This is a genomic window from Bradyrhizobium sp. USDA 372, from assembly GCF_053629095.1.
In genome coordinates this window covers 1478697-1495597 of the sequence record NZ_JBRJHR010000001.1, presented here as the reverse complement: position 1 = coordinate 1495597, position 16901 = coordinate 1478697, and the positions used below count along the sequence as shown (strand labels likewise).

At 64.9% G+C, this 16901-nt stretch carries 12 protein-coding genes; 8 read left to right on the top strand and 4 right to left on the bottom strand.

The genetic code is table 11. The features are described from left to right. Positions 1–2 precede the first annotated feature (2 nt). The 3 genes from flgA to flgF are packed head-to-tail and all read right to left on the bottom strand — an operon-like array spanning position 3 to position 2704. Complete coding sequence (flgA, locus tag AB7M16_RS07425; RefSeq protein WP_453943518.1) at positions 3–1127, bottom strand: flagellar basal body P-ring formation chaperone FlgA; 1125 nt, start codon at positions 1125–1127, stop codon at positions 3–5. A 10-nt stretch (positions 1128–1137) separates the two neighbouring features. Next, positions 1138–1926: a flagellar basal-body rod protein FlgG gene (gene flgG / locus AB7M16_RS07420; RefSeq protein WP_172782874.1), complete on the bottom strand. Its 789-nt coding sequence runs from the start codon at positions 1924–1926 to the stop codon at positions 1138–1140. A gap of 16 nt (positions 1927–1942) precedes the next feature. Next, complete coding sequence (flgF, locus tag AB7M16_RS07415; RefSeq protein ID WP_453943517.1) at positions 1943–2704, bottom strand: flagellar basal-body rod protein FlgF; 762 nt, start codon at positions 2702–2704, stop codon at positions 1943–1945. Between the two features lie 381 nt (positions 2705–3085). Here flgF and fliL point away from each other — a divergent pair, with 381 nt between their 5' ends. The 5 genes from fliL (at position 3086) to AB7M16_RS07390 (ending at position 6816) form a co-directional block, all read left to right on the top strand. After that, positions 3086–3583, top strand: a complete 498-nt coding sequence (gene fliL / locus AB7M16_RS07410) for a flagellar basal body-associated protein FliL (protein ID WP_172782876.1) — start codon at positions 3086–3088, stop codon at positions 3581–3583. Positions 3584–3602: 19 nt separating this feature from the next. Further along, positions 3603–4805, top strand: a complete 1203-nt coding sequence (gene fliM, locus AB7M16_RS07405) for a flagellar motor switch protein FliM (protein WP_453943516.1) — start codon at positions 3603–3605, stop codon at positions 4803–4805. Beyond that, positions 4802–5248 (top strand): DUF6468 domain-containing protein, encoded by a 447-nt coding sequence (locus AB7M16_RS07400; RefSeq protein WP_172782878.1) that lies wholly within the window; start codon positions 4802–4804, stop codon positions 5246–5248. The genes fliM and AB7M16_RS07400 overlap by 4 nt, the downstream gene beginning before the upstream one ends. Before the next feature lie 9 nt (positions 5249–5257). After that, complete coding sequence (locus AB7M16_RS07395) at positions 5258–6019, top strand: MotE family protein (protein WP_172782879.1); 762 nt, start codon at positions 5258–5260, stop codon at positions 6017–6019. A 599-nt stretch (positions 6020–6618) separates the two neighbouring features. Continuing rightward, positions 6619–6816 (top strand): hypothetical protein, encoded by a 198-nt coding sequence (locus tag AB7M16_RS07390; RefSeq protein ID WP_453943515.1) that lies wholly within the window; start codon positions 6619–6621, stop codon positions 6814–6816. A gap of 22 nt (positions 6817–6838) precedes the next feature. Here AB7M16_RS07390 and AB7M16_RS07385 read toward each other — a convergent pair whose 3' ends face one another. Next, positions 6839–10933: a VCBS domain-containing protein gene (locus AB7M16_RS07385; protein ID WP_453943514.1), complete on the bottom strand. Its 4095-nt coding sequence runs from the start codon at positions 10931–10933 to the stop codon at positions 6839–6841. A 391-nt stretch (positions 10934–11324) separates the two neighbouring features. On the opposite strand from AB7M16_RS07385, the gene AB7M16_RS07380 reads away from it, so the two are divergent. From AB7M16_RS07380 to AB7M16_RS07370, 3 genes are all read left to right on the top strand, one after another. Continuing rightward, a complete protein-coding gene (locus AB7M16_RS07380; protein ID WP_453943513.1) occupies positions 11325–11951 on the top strand; it encodes a FecR family protein in 627 nt (208 codons plus the stop codon). A gap of 136 nt (positions 11952–12087) precedes the next feature. Beyond that, positions 12088–12918 (top strand): tetratricopeptide repeat protein, encoded by an 831-nt coding sequence (locus tag AB7M16_RS07375; RefSeq protein WP_453943512.1) that lies wholly within the window; start codon positions 12088–12090, stop codon positions 12916–12918. Positions 12919–13136: 218 nt separating this feature from the next. Continuing rightward, entirely contained in the window at positions 13137–16853 is a 3717-nt protein-coding gene (locus AB7M16_RS07370) for a tetratricopeptide repeat protein (RefSeq protein WP_453943511.1), read from the top strand. Positions 16854–16901 lie beyond the last annotated feature (48 nt).

Sequence of the window (16901 nt, the reverse complement as noted above, 5' to 3'; positions counted from 1 at the left end):
ATCTACTCTGACTTGGCTGGAGCTTGCGAGAGGCGAACTTGCGGAATCTGGGCTTGGGCGATCTCGGCGGTGGGCGTCTGGATCAGGCTCTGCGCGAGGGCAGCGGCCGCCGGCACGTTGTCGCGCTTGACCGACGAGGTCTGCTCGACCGCCGGCGCCATCGGCGCGGACTGGCTGGCGCCCTGGACGGTCACCTGGCCGCGGCCGGTGACTACGCCGGTCAGCGTGCGCTTGGACTGCAGATTGAGCACGCTGACGGTGTCGCCCTCGGCGCCGCTCTCGATCGCCTTGCCGCGCGTGGTGAGATAGAGGCCGGGCACCTGGTAGATGATGGTGACGGCCTGATCGCGCACCACGAAGTCGGGTCTGACGAGGTCGGCGGCGCGGATCGGCGTACCCGCGCGCATTCCTCGGCGCAGCTGCATGCCGATGCTGCGGTCGCGCGAGGCGGGCTCGCCGGCGACCTCGGCCTTCGGCCGGCGCTCCAACGACAGGTCGGAGGATTTCAGGAGCTCGGCGCGGTCGATGTCGCGGGTCAGCACGGCCACCTCCACCGTCTCGATCGCGATGCCCGTGAAGCGCAGCTTGGTCGGCGCGGCATTGCCGTCGTTGGCGATCTCGAAGGCGATGTCGAAACGGCCGCTGCGGGCATCATAACGGGTTGCGACCGGCTGCAGCGCGCCGCTGTTGGAGGCGTCCAGCCGCATCTCGGCGACGCTGCGGTCGAACGTGATGGTGAGGTTGGCGGCGTCTCCGAGGCCGAAGCGGCGCTCGAGCGCCGCGGCGACCGCGTTTTCGATATCCTTGCTCGCGAGGGTGCGGGCGAGGCGGGTGACCTGGACCTCCTTGATGTCGCCGGTCATGACGCCGATCACCTGCTTAGCGCGCAGCACCGACAGCACCTGGCCGACCGTCAGCGTGCCGGTGGTGCCGAGATCGGGCGAGCGGTAGACCGGGATCAGCGCGGCGGATCCGGCGTTGTCGATGAGATCGCCGACCCGCACCACGTCCGAGGTCACCGTGACGCTTGCGCGCAGCGTCGGCGCGGCGATGAAATCGTCGGCGGCCGCTGCCGGCAAGGCCAGCGCGAGAAGGGTGGAGATCGTGGCGAAGGTGGCGCGGATCATCGTCATCACCTCAGCGGAACAGCGCCGTCGTCGATTGCATCATCTGGTCGGCGGCGCTGATCACTTTGGCGTTCATCTCGTAAGCGCGCTGGGCGGCGATCAGGTCGCTCATCTCCGAGACGACGTCGACATTGGCCTGCTCGAGGCTGCCTTGCGTGATCTTGCCGTAGCCCTCGGAGTTCGCGGTGCCGTCCTGCGGTGCGCCGGACGAGGGCGTCTCGGTGAACTGGTTGTTGCCGACCGGCTGCAGGCCCGCCTTGTTGATGAAGCGGGTGATGCCGATCTGGCCGACGATCGAGGAGGTCGACGAACCCGGCAGCGTCACCGAGACCTGGCCCTGCTCGCTCACGCTGATGCCCGAGGCGTTGTTCGGGATGGTGATGGTGGGCTGCACCGGGTTGCCCTGCGCGGTGACGACGCGGCCCTGATTGTCCATCTGGAAGGTGCCGTCGCGGGTGTACTGGAAGGTGCCGTCGGGCATCAGGATCTTGAAGAAGCCCTCGCCCGAGACGGCGAGATCGAGGTCGTTGCCGGTCTGCGACAGCGTGCCCTGCGTCATGCTGCGCGGGGTGCCGACGGTCTTGACGCCGCCGCCGATGTCGACGCCGACCGGCAGGATGGTGCCTTGGTCCGACGATTGGGCGCCGACGCGGCGGACGTGCTCGTAGATCAGGTCCTGGAATGCCGCCGTCTGCTTCTTGAAGCCGGTGGTGCGGAGGTTGGCGATGTTGTTGGAGATCACCTGAACGTTGAGTTCCTGTGCCGCCATTCCGGTCGCTGCGGTGTGAAGCGCCTGCATCTCAGTTCTCCTTCAATCAGGCCGGAACGTCGGCGAGCTTGTCGATCGCCGATTTGTGGAGGTCGCTCTGCTGCTGCAGCAGGTTGGCGATCGCGGTGTAGCTGCGCATCACCTCGACCATGCGGGTCATCTCGCCGACCGCGTTCACGTTCGACTTCTCGATGTAACCCTGCTGCAGGGTGGACTTGGCGTCGGCCTGCTGGTTTGCCGAGCCGGCGGCATAGAGATTGGCGCCGAGCTTGGTCAGCCTGGCCGGATCGTCGAACGACACCATGCGGATCTTGCCGCGGATCGAGTCGGTCTTGGCCGTACCCTCGAGCACCGTGACGGTGCCGTCGGGCGCGACGTTGATGTCGTGGTCGGTCGGCTGGAAGGTGATCGGGCCGGCATTGCCGAGCACGAGATTGCCGTCGGCGGTGACGAGCTGGCCGGTGCTGTTGAGCGAGAACTTGCCGTCGCGGGTATAGAGCTCGCCGCCATTGGCCTGCACCGCGAAATAGGCGCCGCCGTTGATCGCGACGTCGAGCGGATTGTTGGTGGCCTCCATCGGCCCCTGGCCGATGTCGCGGAAGGTGCCGCGGTCCTGGACATAGGAGACCCGGCGGTCGCGACCGATGAAATTGTCCTCACGCGCGTTCGAGTTCAGATACTCCTCGAACAGCGAATGGTCGGCCTTGAAGCCGCTGGTGTTGGCATTGGCGACGTTGTTGGCGATGACATCCATCTGCCGCTCCAACGTCATCTGCCGTGACAAGCCGATCAGAAGCGCGTTCTGCATCGGAAATCTCCCCTGAGCGGATCTGCCATTTCGCTCTCCCAAGCGCCTTGGCGGACCCCGTGACCGAGACCGTCGGTTCTCCCAAACCGTGTGGTCTCGGCCCTTCCTCAGCGAAAGCCGTGCCAACCAAAAAAGATGAGTTTTATCAATATCTTGTCGATTTTTGAGGAGCGCGAACGGGCGGCAGAAAGGTTCTGTTAGCCATGTTTGCCCGGCAGATTTTTCCTAGCGGAGGCCCAATCGAAAGATTCCGTTAACCATTATTACCGTAGCGTTTGCGCATCAGAGGAGCGCACTGCGCTGGGCATTCGTATCGCGTCGTTGTCTGCCAGGAGGCTTCGCTCTTTCGACCCCTTTGAGAGATGAACGGGCGCGGCGACCATGGCAGAGAATGACGAAGGCGGCGCAGCCGCTGATGGCGCGGAAGCCGCCCCGCCGAAGAACAAGCTCAAGCTCATCATCATGGTCGTCGGCGCGCTCGCCGTCCTCGGCGGCGGCGCCGCGACCTGGTTCTTCTTCTTCCGTCATGGCGGCGACGAGCATCATGCAGAGGCCGCGCCGCCGCCGAAGCCGCCCGCCTTCGTCGACGTCCCCGACATGATGGTCAACCTTGCCGGCGCGCCGGGCGAGCGCGTGCAATATCTTCGGCTGAAGATCGTGCTGGAGCTGAAGGAAGAGAAGCAGATCGAGGCGATCAAGCCGACGATGCCGCGTGTCACCGACATCTTCCAGACCTATGTGCGCGAGCTGCGCCCGTCCGACCTCAACGGTTCGGCCGGCATCTTCCGCCTCAAGGAGGAGCTGACCAAGCGCGTCAACGCGGCGGTCGCCCCGGTCCAGGTCAGCGCCGTGCTGTTCAAGGAAGTCGTGGTCCAGTGAGCATGACGGACTAGGGATCATGGCGGGCAACGACCAAGTCGACCAGGATGCAATTGCCGCCCAGTGGGAGGCCTCGCTCGATAGCGAGGATCCCGCCGAGGCGGCAAAGGCTGCCGCAGAGAACGAATTATCCGAGACCATGGCCCTGCAATGGGCGGCCATGGTCGAGGACGGCAGCCGCGATCTCGGCAGCGGCAAGAATTCCGGCGAGCGTGTGCTGTCGCAGGAGGAGATCGACAATCTCCTCGGCTTCACCGTCGGCGACGTCACGCTCGACGACCATTCCGGCATTCGCGCGATCATCGATTCGGCGATGGTCTCCTACGAGCGCCTGCCGATGCTCGAAATCGTCTTCGACCGCCTGGTGCGGTTGATGACGACGTCCTTGCGCAATTTCACCTCCGACAACGTCGAAGTCTCGCTCGACCGCATCACTTCGGTGCGCTTCGGCGACTACATGAACTCGATCCCGCTGCCCGCCGTCCTCACCGTGTTCAAGGCCGAGGAGTGGGAGAACTTCGGCATGGCGACGGTCGATTCCAACCTGATCTATTCGATGATCGACGTGCTGCTCGGTGGCCGACGCGGCACCAGCCAGCTGCGCATCGAGGGCCGGCCCTACACCACGATCGAGACCGAGCTGGTCAAGCGGCTGGTCGAGGTGGTGCTGGCTGACGCCGAGCAGGCGTTCCGGCCGCTGTCGCCGGTGACCTTCACGATCGACCGGCTCGAGACCAATCCGCGTTTCGCCGCGATCAGCCGTCCCGCCAACGCCGCGATCCTGGTGCGCCTGCGCATCGACATGGAAGACCGCGGCGGCAACGTCGAGCTGCTGCTGCCCTACGCGACCATCGAGCCGATCCGGGGCGTCCTGCTCCAGATGTTCATGGGCGAAAAGTTCGGCCGCGACCCGGTCTGGGAGGGCCATTTCGCCACCGAGATCGTGCAGGCCGAGATCGCGGTCGACGCCGTGCTCTACGAGGCCGACATTCCGCTCAAGCAACTCATGCGGCTCAAGGTCGGCGACACGCTGCCGCTGGACATGCGCGCCGACGCCAACGTCACCGTGCGCTGCGGCGACGTCACGCTGACCGAGGGGCGGATGGGTCGGGTCGGCGACCGTGTCGCGATCCGTGTGACGAAACCCTTGCGCAGGCCAAGTACGACACTTGCGATGTTCGAGAAGGTTGACGAGCAGAACAAGATGATGGAGGCCCCATGAACCACTCCCTGGGAATGGCGATCGAGACGCTGGTGGCTATCCTGCTGATGCTGACGATCGTCTACTGCGTCATGCTCAACAAGCGCCTGACGCGGCTGAAGGCGGACGAGCATTCGCTGAAGGCCGTCATCGGCGAGCTGATCACCGCGACCGAGATCGCCGAGCGCGCGATCGGCGGGCTGAAGCTCGCCGTGCGCGACGTCAACGAGAACCTCGGCAGCCAGCTCGCCGCCGCGACGCAGATGTCGGACCAGCTCTACAAGCAGCTCGGCGAGGCCGACAACGTGGTGCGGCGCCTGTCCAAGATCGCGATCGCGGCGCGTCCCGTCACCAATCCGGAGACGGTCGCCGCGCCCGCGGCCAAGCCGTCGACCGCGAAGGCGGTGGCGGCCGCCGCCGAAGCCTTCTCCGAGCGCCGACGATCCAACGGCCTTGCCGCATGAAGCCTGGGTATGAAGTCCTTTCGTAACATCCGCGTCATTCCGGTCGTCCTCGTCGCCGTCGCAGGCCTCGCCACGCTGAAGGTGGTGGGCCTCGCGATCAACGGCGGCTATGTCTTCGACTACAAGCCGAACCAGACCAAGAAATCCTGGGCGCAGGAGAACCTGAATTTCCCCGGCCGCGAGGAGCCGGAAATCATCACCGGCTCGACCCATGGCGCGCCGAAGGAGGCGCCGAAGCCCGCCGCGCCCGAGACCAAGCCCGAGGGCACCGTGGTCAAGGTGGAGGAGGGCCAGCCGCAGGTCTCGGCCTCCGAGCGCGCGATCCTGGAACGGTTGCAGGCGCGGCGGCAGGAGATCGAGGCCCGCCAGCGCGAGATCGATATCCGCGAAAGCCTGCTCAAGTCGGCCGAGAAGCGCATCGAGGGCAAGGTCGAGGAGATGAAGGCGGTGGAAACCCGCATCTCCGCGACGCAGGCCGAGCAGAAGGCCGCCGAAGCCCAGCGCATGAAGGGCCTCGTGACCATGTATGAGGGCATGAAGCCGAAGGATGCCGCGCGGGTGTTCGACCGGCTCGAAATGGGCGTGCTGATCGAGATCGCCTCGGCCATCGCGCCGCGCAAGATGTCGGACATCCTGGGGCTGATGTCGTCCGAGGCCGCCGAGCGCCTGACCGTCGAGATGGCCCGCCGCGCCAACGGCGGCGGCGACCAGTCCGCCTCGGCGGGCGAATTGCCCAAGATCGACGGCAAGCCGACGCAAAAGCCGAACTGAGGGCTCGAGGCGAAGCGCGCTTTCGATTCGCGCGTTGTCGCGCGGTCGTTGGACTGGAGCCCAGCGAGACGCCTCGCGCGCTTAATTCGCGAAGGCCTGTTGCACCCTGCGAGCAGGCGGGCGCAACTGCTGCTCCACCCGAGCGAGGATATTGACCTGCTGCTTGATCAGCGCCCCCTTCGAGACGCGGGTCACGAGCTGCAGGGTGCTGTGGCAACAGGCGCACTCATATGTCTTCAGGGCATATCCTCTGGCGATCGGGACGATCGCGACGACCGCTCTTGCCCTGCTACACACAATGCAACCGGCTTCTCCGCTCATTGATTACCCCCAGAGCTAACCAATGCGATTTGCATCGCCGAGAGTCACATCTGATTCAGAGTCGCGCGCCAACCGCAACGAGCCGAAGGTTGTGAGTGCGCACGCTCGGCAACTCGACAAGGTGGAAATCAGAATCCCGTGCCGGATGCAGCCGGAGCAGGCGGCATCCTCTGGGACTGCGATGAGTTGACGCGCGCAGGTGTGAAGTGGCGTACAGTGGCGCTCAAGGCGCCGTCCTACGCTTCGGCCATTCGCAGTCCGCAGCGCAGGAGGAGGCGATGAACTACTCGTCCGCAGCAGAGCGCGTCATCGAGGCCGTCAACCGCCTGCTCACAGCGGCGATGACATCCGCATGGACATCCGCACTGAGCCATCAGCATGCGGCGCCGCCCGATGGCGAGGACGGCAGCGACGATGAATCTTCTCTCGGCGAAGAGAGCGCCTCGGCGCCCGATGGCGCCGGGAAGCAACACTGAAGGCGCCATTGGCCCGGCGGCGTCACACGATCAGATCGTGCAAGCCGTGGCCGTGAGCTGCAACTGGCCCATGAGGCGGATCAACATCGGGCGGAGATAGTTCAGGCGTGAACGCCAGTTCGGACCCGGGGCCTCCTCCGGCCTGGTCGTGATGACCGGCAAGGTCTATGAGATGATCCGGCACCACGCTGTGCTGTGAGCCCTGCGAAGCGTTATCCTTGAAATGGAATGAGTCGCCGAGCTGCTGCGTCTCGCTTGCAGGCGGGTGGCCGTTGCCTCCGGTCGATGACTTCGAAAGGCCTGGGTTGAGCGCCATGTCTGCAGTTTCATTGCTGCTACGACCGTGGGCATGAGCTGCCTGCTCGGCGCTTCCCGGGGGAGAGACGCCGTGATGTCCAGCATCGCTCCCGAGCGCAAGCCCGCGGCCGGCGTGCTGTTCGGCGGCAAGATGACCAAAGTTCAGCGCGTCGATGGCAATGTCAGCCATCTGGCCACCCCCAATCGCGCCATTCTTGCCAGCCGCCGAGGCTGTGTCGAAGCCCGTGAAGTGGAAGACGAAGCTGGCTTCCGTCGGTGCGGCGACGGACTGCAACGTCGTAGACGGTCCGCTGGCGGAAGGAGCTACCGCATCAATGTGGGACGTTTCAGTCGCGGCCGTTTGCATCGGATCCGAACTGGAGATGCTGGAATAGTCAGTTCCTCCGATCTGGTCCGAAGTTGAATCCAGGCTGTAGGTCGGCTCGCTTGACTGGATTGCCGGGCTCCCGGCTGCGAGAAGCGTGGCGTCGCCGCTTCCGGAATCCGACGAGATCTCGGCAGTGGTCGTCATGACCGCGGCCGCATCACTCTGCAGGGGTGCGGTGAGGTCGGAGAGCTCGCTGGCCGCCGCGATCACGGGTGCGGCCCCCGGCGCCAGGATGAAGTCCGAGGCGTCGACGGTTGCAATCCCCTGCAGATGGATTTCGAGCAGACTGGAATCGCCGATGTGCAGGGTCTGGTCGGTTGGATTGACGTACACGATGGTTTCATTCGCCGCGCTGTCATAGATCCAGGCGATCGTACGTGCGGGCACCGCCGTGCTGGTCGAGCTCAACGCCAGGATGGCGAACCCAAGCGCGCCAAAGGCGGTCAGGTCGATCTTGTCCGATCCCGACGCGAAGTCGGTGATGGTGTCGAACTGACGCGTGTTGGAATCGGCGACGAACAAATATGCGAAACGGTCGTTCCCATTGCTACCGGTGAGTTGGTCCGCACCAAATCCGCCGGTTATGGTATCGGCGCCGTTGTTGCCGTTGATCGTGTCGTTTCCCGAGCCGCCGTAGATAAAGTCATCGCCGTCATTGCCCTTGATCGTGTCATTGCCGGAGCCGCTGTAGAGAACGTCCGCTTTGCCGGTCCCGTTGACCGTATCGCTGCCGGCCCCCGCATAGATGACCTGACCTGTGCTGCCGCCGCCGGCAATGGTTTCGCTCCCCGGCGTTCCGTACACGTTCGGGGGATCGCTTATCACGATGGAGCCGGTGGCCAGGTTGTCGAAATCGTTGGGGTCCGCATCGCTGGCGCCATGAATGGCGACGGTCACCGTCTGCGTCGTACCGTCGATCGCAGTGACCGTGAATGTGTCGGTCAAGGTGTCGCCGACATCGAGAGCCTGAACCACGCCGTTGTTGTTGTCGAGCGTGTAAGTCCACACGCCGGCCGCGGTCATCGTGAAGGTTCCGTATCCGTCGTCGCTCGCGGTCGGCGAAGAGACTGCGGTGAACGTATTCGGCGCGTTGTCGACGTCTGTATCGGTCAGCGTGCCGGTCGCGATGGGCGCGCCGGGCGAGAAGGTTCCTGCCTCGGTCACTGAGCCGGTCGTGGTGCCGGAAATCAGGGCTGCGTCGTTGCTGCCGAAAATGGTGATCGTCACCGTCTGCGGCGTGCCGTCGAGGCTGGTGACGGTGAAACTGTCGGTGAGTGTATCGCCGACATTGAGCGACTGCACCGCGCCGCTCGCATTGTCGAGTGTGTAGGTCCACGCGCCGGCCGCGGTGATCGTATAGGCACCATAACCGCCCGTGCTCGCCTTGGGCGAGCTCACTGCCGTGAAGGTATTGGACGCATTGTCGACATCGGCGGCCACGAGCGTGCCCGTTGCGCTCGGCGCGCCGGGTGTGGAGTTGGCAACGCCTCCGGCCTCGGTCACCGATCCGGCGGCTGTGCCGGAAATCACGGCAGCATCGTTGCTGCCGTGGATGGTAATCGTCACCACTTGGGCGGTTCCGTCCAGAGTGGTCACCGTAAAGCTGTCGGTCAGTGTCTCACCGGCATTGAGCGCCTGCACCGCGCTGTTGGCGTTGTCGAGCGTGTAGGTCCAGACGCCCGCTGCCGTGATGGTGAACCTGCCGTAGCCGGCCGCGCTCGCGGTTGGCGAGCCGACTGCCGTGAATGCATTTGCGGTCGTGTCGACGTCGGTGTCGATGAGCGTGCCGGTCGCGGCAGGCGTACCGGGATTCGCATTGGCGATGCCGCCAGCCTCGATGACGGCGCCGGTCGTGTCGCCGGAGATGACCGCTGCATCATTGGCTCCGTGGATGGTGATCGTCACCACCTGAGGGGTGCCTCCGATCGTGGTCACGGTGAAGCTGTCGGTTAGCGTTTCGCCGGCATTGAGCCTCTGCACAGCCGGGGAGGCGTCGTTCAAGGTGTAGGTCCACACGCCGGAGGCCTTCATGGTGAAGGTGCCGTAGCCGCCGGCGCTCGCTGTTGGGGAGCTCACTGCGGTGAAGGTATTGGGCGGATCGTCGACGTCCGTGTCCGTGAGGGTGCCGGTCGCAACCGGCATGCCAGGCGTTCCGTTGGCGATGCCGCCAGCCTCGATCGTAGACCCTGTCGTGGTGCCGGAGATGATTGCGGCGTCGTTGACACCGTTGATGGCGATGGTGAAGGTCTGGCTGATAGAGGTAACTCCGTTGGAGGCGGTGATGACGAAGTCGTCTGTCGTGGGCGCCTTCAGCGCGTTGATTGCGGCATCGTCAGGCTCGAACCTGTAGGCGCCGCTCGTGCTGTTGACGTAGAGCACCCCATAGGGGCTCGCCTTCGACAAATCGTATGTCACTCCGCCGAGGACGGTATTGGTGGAAATCGCCCCGACGACGCCAAAGCTCAGCTGGCCGCCGCCGGTGCCGCTGTTGGCACTGAAGGTTCCTGTCGTCGCAGCGAAAGTATCGAAGACCACCGTGTCGAGCTCAATTGGCCCAGCCCCGGTGCTGAGACTCGGTGGTACAGGTTCAAGAGGCGCCAGGGTGATGAACGGCAGCGTACTCGGCGTAAGCTGCAGCGCAGGCGCATCCGGCTGAATGAAATTGATCGGCTGCAGTGACTGGGATTTGACGAAGGGAGGCGTGCTTGAGCCATGCGGCCCCTGTCCTCCGAGATTGGCGAGCACGTCCTGTTGCGCGGCGTGCAATTCGTCCATGCGAGCGGACGTGTTCGTGACCTGATTGACACTGATGCTGGAGCCCACCTTCTTCAGTATAATCGTCTCGCCCGGATCTTCGACGATGATACGCCGTGGGATCGGCTCCTTGGTCACGAGCTCGAATGCGCCATGCGCAAGGTCCTTGTAAGTGATGGAGTCCTCGTCCAGGAGCGTGACGTCCGGGTCAGCGGCTTCGGCATTTCGTCCGAGCGAGAAAGTCAATGCTGCAAGCGTCAGCATTCCCGAGCCGCCCGCGTGCCCTCGGGCGCGAATGCCTGCAACCGACGTGTTCAGCTGGAGAGGCCGGGTCTGTGCCACCCGGCCTGGTGCGGAAGTGAAGCTCCCTCGGGTCTCGTCGAACAGGGCTGCAGGTGGCTCGCCTTCGCCTTCGAACACGAATGCGCTCAGCGAGACGCGAGTGCCGCGGGAGATATTGAAGGAAGTACCGTCGATGAAGCGAACTGTGATCTGTCCGTCGGCATCGGTCTCGATCACGTCAGTCCGGTAGACAGGCGCGCCAGCTACGGCCTGCGTGGTGATGCCACTGGCTCGCGTGAGCGTACCGCAACCGATCACTGTCTGAATATGGCCGATGATTTGGACGGGCAAGGCCATTGCAGGCCCGGTACCAACCTGGATGTCGGATGCTGACATGGCTCGACCTCGCCTGGGTGATCGATTCAGGCTCGGCGTGCTGCCACGGTCTTTTTGGGGCGGCCCTCGCCAAGGGACAAATATCCTGGGCGCTGGCAGCCGAAGGCTTGCCCGCCGAAATCATCAAGTCTGCTATCGAGAGATGCATTGCGCGGCGACGGTGACGCGTACCGCCATTCGCGCACCCCTCCCGCCAAAGTGATAAAATTGACAAACGAGACGTATTTAATTTGTGGCATTTTCCTAGCGCGGCGATAAAGTAGGCCGGTTAACCAAATTAAACAAGAATTATGTTCGTTGTGATTGCGCTTCGCGGTTCGAAAATGAGCCGCCGACAGCGACAGGATCTCTCGAGAAAGGGGGGATCATGTGTAGACTTAAAATAACTGCTATGGCGGCGGGCCTGGTCTTGGCGCTGTTAAATTTCTTGCCGAGTGCGGCTCGAGCACAAATCGATCCCGCCGGGCCCGCCGTCGCCAGTTCGTCGTCCAAACCGATTGGGAAGGTGGTGGCGGCCACAGGCACCGTCACGATCGAACACGCGGGCGCAGTGATCGTTCAGGCGAATGTCTCAGGTGAGCCCGGTCGCGCCAAGGCGGGTGATCTCGTCTATCTCGGTGACGTGGTGCTGACCGGGGCCGACAGCCGAGTCGGAATAAACTTCAGCGACGGCAGCTCGTTCAATCTATCGAGCAACGCCCGTATTGTGCTGGATCAGTATGTGTATGAGCCGGCCGGCAGGTCCAATGCGGCCCTGTTCAGTCTCGCCAAGGGAACGTTCACTTTCGTTGCGGGCAATGTTGCGAAGACCGGCGACATGAAGGTCGATACGCCCGTTGCCACGTTAGGAATCCGAGGTACGACGCCGCACATCGAGCTTTCGGATGACGGGTCAGCCAAATTTTCGACGCTGATCGAAGAGGGCAAAAGCAAGCGCCTGAAGAAGCCGCCCGCAGGCGCGGCGCCGGAGCCCGATCGAAGCGCCAATCGCAGGCTCAATATCTGTCGGGGGTGCTGAGACGTTGCTTGGCCGAAGCCGCCCTGATGCCGGCCAGAGTCGGCTCGGCAGAGAGACAAGATGAGTGCTTCGTTCGCCTGGGGATTTGACGCCTGGTGTGAAAATGACCGCACGACCCAGTGCCATCAGGGCAGTGATGCTCATTCTCGTCGTTGGACTGGCCGGTTCGTCGGGCTTGGCGCAGACGCCGAAGAAGGGCAGCTCACTCAAGAACATCGAACTGTGTAACGGGTCGGATCGCCTCTCGCCCGAAGCTCGGATCGATGCCTGCACGGCGTTTATCGATGCGGGCGAGGGGAGCGCAAACGGCTTCGCCGTCGCCCACAACAACAGGGGCAATGCCCGTAGCGCCAAAGCCGACTACGGCGGCGCGATCAAGGATTTCCTTGAAGCGACCCGGCTCAACCCGAATTATGCGAAAGCCTTCAACAACCTCGGCGTGGCCTATCTGAGGACGGGCTCGCACGACCTCGCTCTTGGCGCTTTTCAGGAGGCGCTGAAGCTCAACCCCGACTATGCCACGGCTTTTGCCAACCGTGCGGCAGCGTACTTGAAGAGGAATGCGTACGACCGTGCCGCGCAGGACTATGACGAAGCAATTCGCCTTGACCCGAAGCTGGAGGCGGCGTGGAGCGGACGCTGCTGGGCCCGAGCCGTCCTCGGCGCCTTGCAGGCTGCGATGGAGGACTGCGACATGGTGCTTCGATCGGGAGCGGGCAACGCCGCGACATACGATTCGCGAGCCCTGATAAATCTGAAAATGGGACAACTCTCCGCGGCTATCGACGACTACAATGCAGCGCTGCGGTACGCGCCCAAGCTGGCGAGCGCGCTGTACGGTCGCGGGCTGGCCAGATTCAAGCTCGGCGACACGGATGGCGGCAATAGCGATATCTCGGCGGCCAGGAGAATCGAGGATGGAATCGCCGAAGACTTTGTCCGCTATGGGGTGCCGTCAAGGGACTGACGACCGCGACGGCACTGTCGTGCAGCCGTTAACGACTGCTTAACCGCCTGCGTCTCAAATTCAAACTGGCGGATCGGGCCCCGCTCGACCCGGCGGCGTGCTGTTCCCAGCGCAAATCAAGAGATAGCATTAACAAGTCCTTAATTGGCGAGACCTACAGTCGACGGCACCGCCGGCGCCATGCCGGCATGACCGCCGAACCGGAAGAAATACCGCCAATGGCGCGAAAGGCTGCCGCTGGATTTGTGTCGCGAGCCCGCGCTTCGGCGCGAGGCTTGGCGCGCCATGTCCGCAAGGCTTCTTTGCTGGCGGCCTGTGTCCTGATTGGCCTCGGTGCGCCGGTCCGGGCGGCCGATCCGATCAGGGGCGAGGCGACGTTTTCAGCCGGTGGCGGCTTTGCCCGTCTCGTCATCAAGCTCGGCGAGGACGTTCCCTCCGAGGTGACGACCGCAGGCTCCATCCTCATCATCCGCTTCGACCGGCCCGTCGATGTTCCCGTCGACCGCGTGCCGGAAGGCGCGCCCGATTACGTCAACTCCGCCCGCCGCGACCCCGACGGCGGCGCCATTCGCCTGTCACTGGCGCGGCGCGTCACCGTCAACACCATGAACGCCGGCGAGCGCACCTTCGTCGACCTGCTGCCCGAGGGCTGGAAGGGGCCGCCGCCGAGCCTGCCCATGGACGTGGTCAAGGAACTCGCGGAGCGGGCACGCGCGGCCGAGCGTGCGCTGCGCGCCCAGCGCGCGGCTGCGGAGGCCAAGAAGCGTCCGCAGATCCGCGTCCGTGCCTCGGTGCAGCCGACTTTCGTGCGCTTCGTGTTCGAGATGCCCGACGGGGTCGGCGTCTCCTCCGTGCTCAACGAGCAGAAGCTCACGCTCGTCTTTAACGCCAATCTCAATTTCGACCTGGCGGACGCAGTGGTCGCCGCGCCGCCGAACGTCGCCTCGATCAAGCAGAAATCCGATATCGACCAGACCAATGTCGAGATCGCGCTGATCGGCGATTCCGACGTGCATTCGTTCCGCGACGAGAAGAACTATGTCGTCGACGTCTCCTTCCAGCCCGACAAGAGCAAGTCGGCTGCGACGCCCGAGGCGACGATCGCGCAGATGAAGCCGGCCGGTCACGGGCCGGCAGCTAGCCCTGCGCCCGCGCCGGAAAAGCCTGCCGCCGAGAAAAAGGACGCCCACCGCGAGGTCGCGCCGCCGACCTCCGAGACGATCGCGCGCGAGGCCAAGATCGACATCAAGCCCGAGGTGAAGGTGGAAGCGCCCGCCGCGCTGCCGCCCGCCGATGCGCCGAAACCGGCAGCCCCTCCCGCGGCAGAAGCGGCGCAGGCTCCCGAGGGGCCCAAGGAGGCTGCGAAGCCGGGGCCGCCTGCGCCGGCGGCTGCGCCTGTCGAAGCGCCCAAGGAGATCGCGAAGGAACCGGCCAAGGATGCCGCCAAGGATGTCGCCAAGGCCGCGCCGGCCGAGGCGCCGGTCGCGCCGGCGATTGCCGGCGTCGATGCACGCCGCGACAGCGACGGCCTGCGCGTAACGTTCCCGCTTCAGGTCGCAACGCCGGCAGCAGCGTTCCGCCGCGGCGACACCGTGTGGCTGGTGTTCGATACGCCGAAGCCCGTCGATGTCGAGGCGATCCGCACCAAGGGCGGCGCGATGATCGGCGAGGTCGGCCGCATCCCGCTCGACAAGGGGCAGGCGGTACGCATCCGTCTCACCCGTCCGCTGGTCTATTCGCTGACGAGCGAGGAGGTCGGCAAGGAGACCAACTGGATGTTGACGCTCGCCGACAAGATCCAGGCGACGCCGTTGCCGCTGATGATGTCGCGCAACATCACCGATCCCGCGCTCGCGAACATCGCGATCCCGTTCGCCAATCCGGGCCAGCTGCACAAGCTCACCGATCCCGACGCCGGCGACACGCTCTATGTCGTCACCGGGCAGCGGCCGGTGCGCGGCTTCATCAAGCGGCAGGACCTCGTCGATCTCTCGCTGCTGGAATCCGCGCACGGCATCGCGATCCGGCCGAACTCCGACGAGATCGGCGTCGAGGTCGGCACCGACAAGGTCATACTCGGCAAGAAGGGTGGCTTGACGCTGTCGCCGGTCGACATCTCGGCCGAGCGGGCGCCGACCGCGGTGCGCCCGATCTTCAGTCCCGAAGGCTGGCGCAAGGGTCAGTCGGAAAACTTCATGACGCGCCAGAGCGAGCTGATGACGGCGATCTCGGCGGTCGAGCCGGCGCTGCGTTCGCTGCCGCGGCTCGACCTCGCGCAATTCTACATGTCGCGCGCGATGTATCACGAGGCCAAGGCCGTGACCGACGTGATGCTGAGCGATCCCCTCAACAAGGAGGAGAGCGGTGCGCTGATCATGCATGCGATCGCCAGCATCCTGATCGGCCGGACCGCGCAGGGCCTGAAGGATCTCGCCAATCCTGCGATCGGCAACAGCCACGATTCCCAGCTCTGGAAGGCGCTCGCCTATGCGCGCCAGGGCAAATGGGCCGATGCTCGCGAGAAGTTCAAGAACGTCGAATTCGCCATCGCCTCGCTGCCGCTCGACATCCAGCGCATCGTGACGATGGACGCGATGCGCGCATCCCTCGAGGTGAAGGACTATGCCGGCGCCTCCAAGCGCCGCAGCGAGCTCGAGGTGGTCGGTGTCCCGCCCGAGGCCGCGCCGGGCTTCGCCGTGCTGCGCGGCCGGCTCGCCGAGGCGCTCGGCCACGACAAGGATGCGCTCGACGATTACAAGTTCGCGGTCGCCTCGAACGACCGTCCGGCTGCGGCCGAGGCCAAGCAGCTCGAGGTCGCGCTGCGCCAGAAGCGCGACGAGATCGGCAAGGAAGAGGCGCTGCGCGAGCTCGAGACGCTGTCGATGACCTGGCGCGGCGACGCGATCGAGGTCAAGACGCTGCAGATGCTCTCGCGCCTCTATGCCGAGAACGGACGCTACCGCGATGCGCTCACCGCCGCGCGCACCGCGACCAGGCTCCAGCCGAACGCGGAAGCCTCGCGTCAGGCGCAGGATCTTGCCTCCGAGCTGTTCACGCAGATCTTCCTCGGGCCGAAGGGCGACGAGCTGCCGCCGGTCGAGGCGCTCGGGATGTTCTACGAATTCCGCGAGCTGACGCCGATCGGCCGCCGCGGCGACGAGCTGATCCGCCGGCTCGCCGACCGTCTCGCCGCGATCGATCTGCTCGACCAGGCCGCCGAGCTCCTGCAATACCAGGTCGATCATCGCCTCGAAGGCGCCGCACGCGCCCAGGTCGCCGCGCGCCTTGCCATGATCTATCTCGCCAACCGCAAGCCCGACATGGCGATCACCGCGCTGCGCGCGAGCCGCATCAGCGATCTCTCCGGGGAGCTCCGGCAGCAGCGCCTGCTGCTGGAGGCGCGCGCGCAGAGCGACGTCGGCCGTCACGATCTCGCGCTCGACATCGTCTCCAACGTCGCCGGGCGGGAGGTGCTACGCCTGCGCTCCGACATCTTCTGGGCGGCGCGGCGCTGGCGCGAGTCCGCCGAGCAGATCGAGCTCTATTACGGTGACCGCTTCCGCGACTTCAAGCCGCTCAATGCGGTCGAGAAGAGCGACATCATCCGCGCCGCCGTCGGCTACGCACTCGCCGACGACTCGATCGGCCTGTCGCGCTTCCGCGAGAAATACGCCCCGCTGATGAGCGAGAGCGCCGACCGTCTCGCCTTCGACATTGCGAGCAAGCCGGCCGCAGCCTCCAGCGCCGAATTCGCCGAGATCGCCAAGCTCGCCGCCAGCGTCGACACGCTCGACGGTTTCCTGCGCGAGATGAAGCAGCGCTTCCCCGACGCCACGGCGCGCGCACCCGGCGCTCCGCAGGCCAAGGACACGAGCGACCACACCGGCTCGCTGCCCACGATCCCGGTTGTCCGGCAGATCAAGATGACGCGGTAGAACTCGCTATCGCCCGAGGCGCGGCCCGCGACGGTTCCACGATCTCGT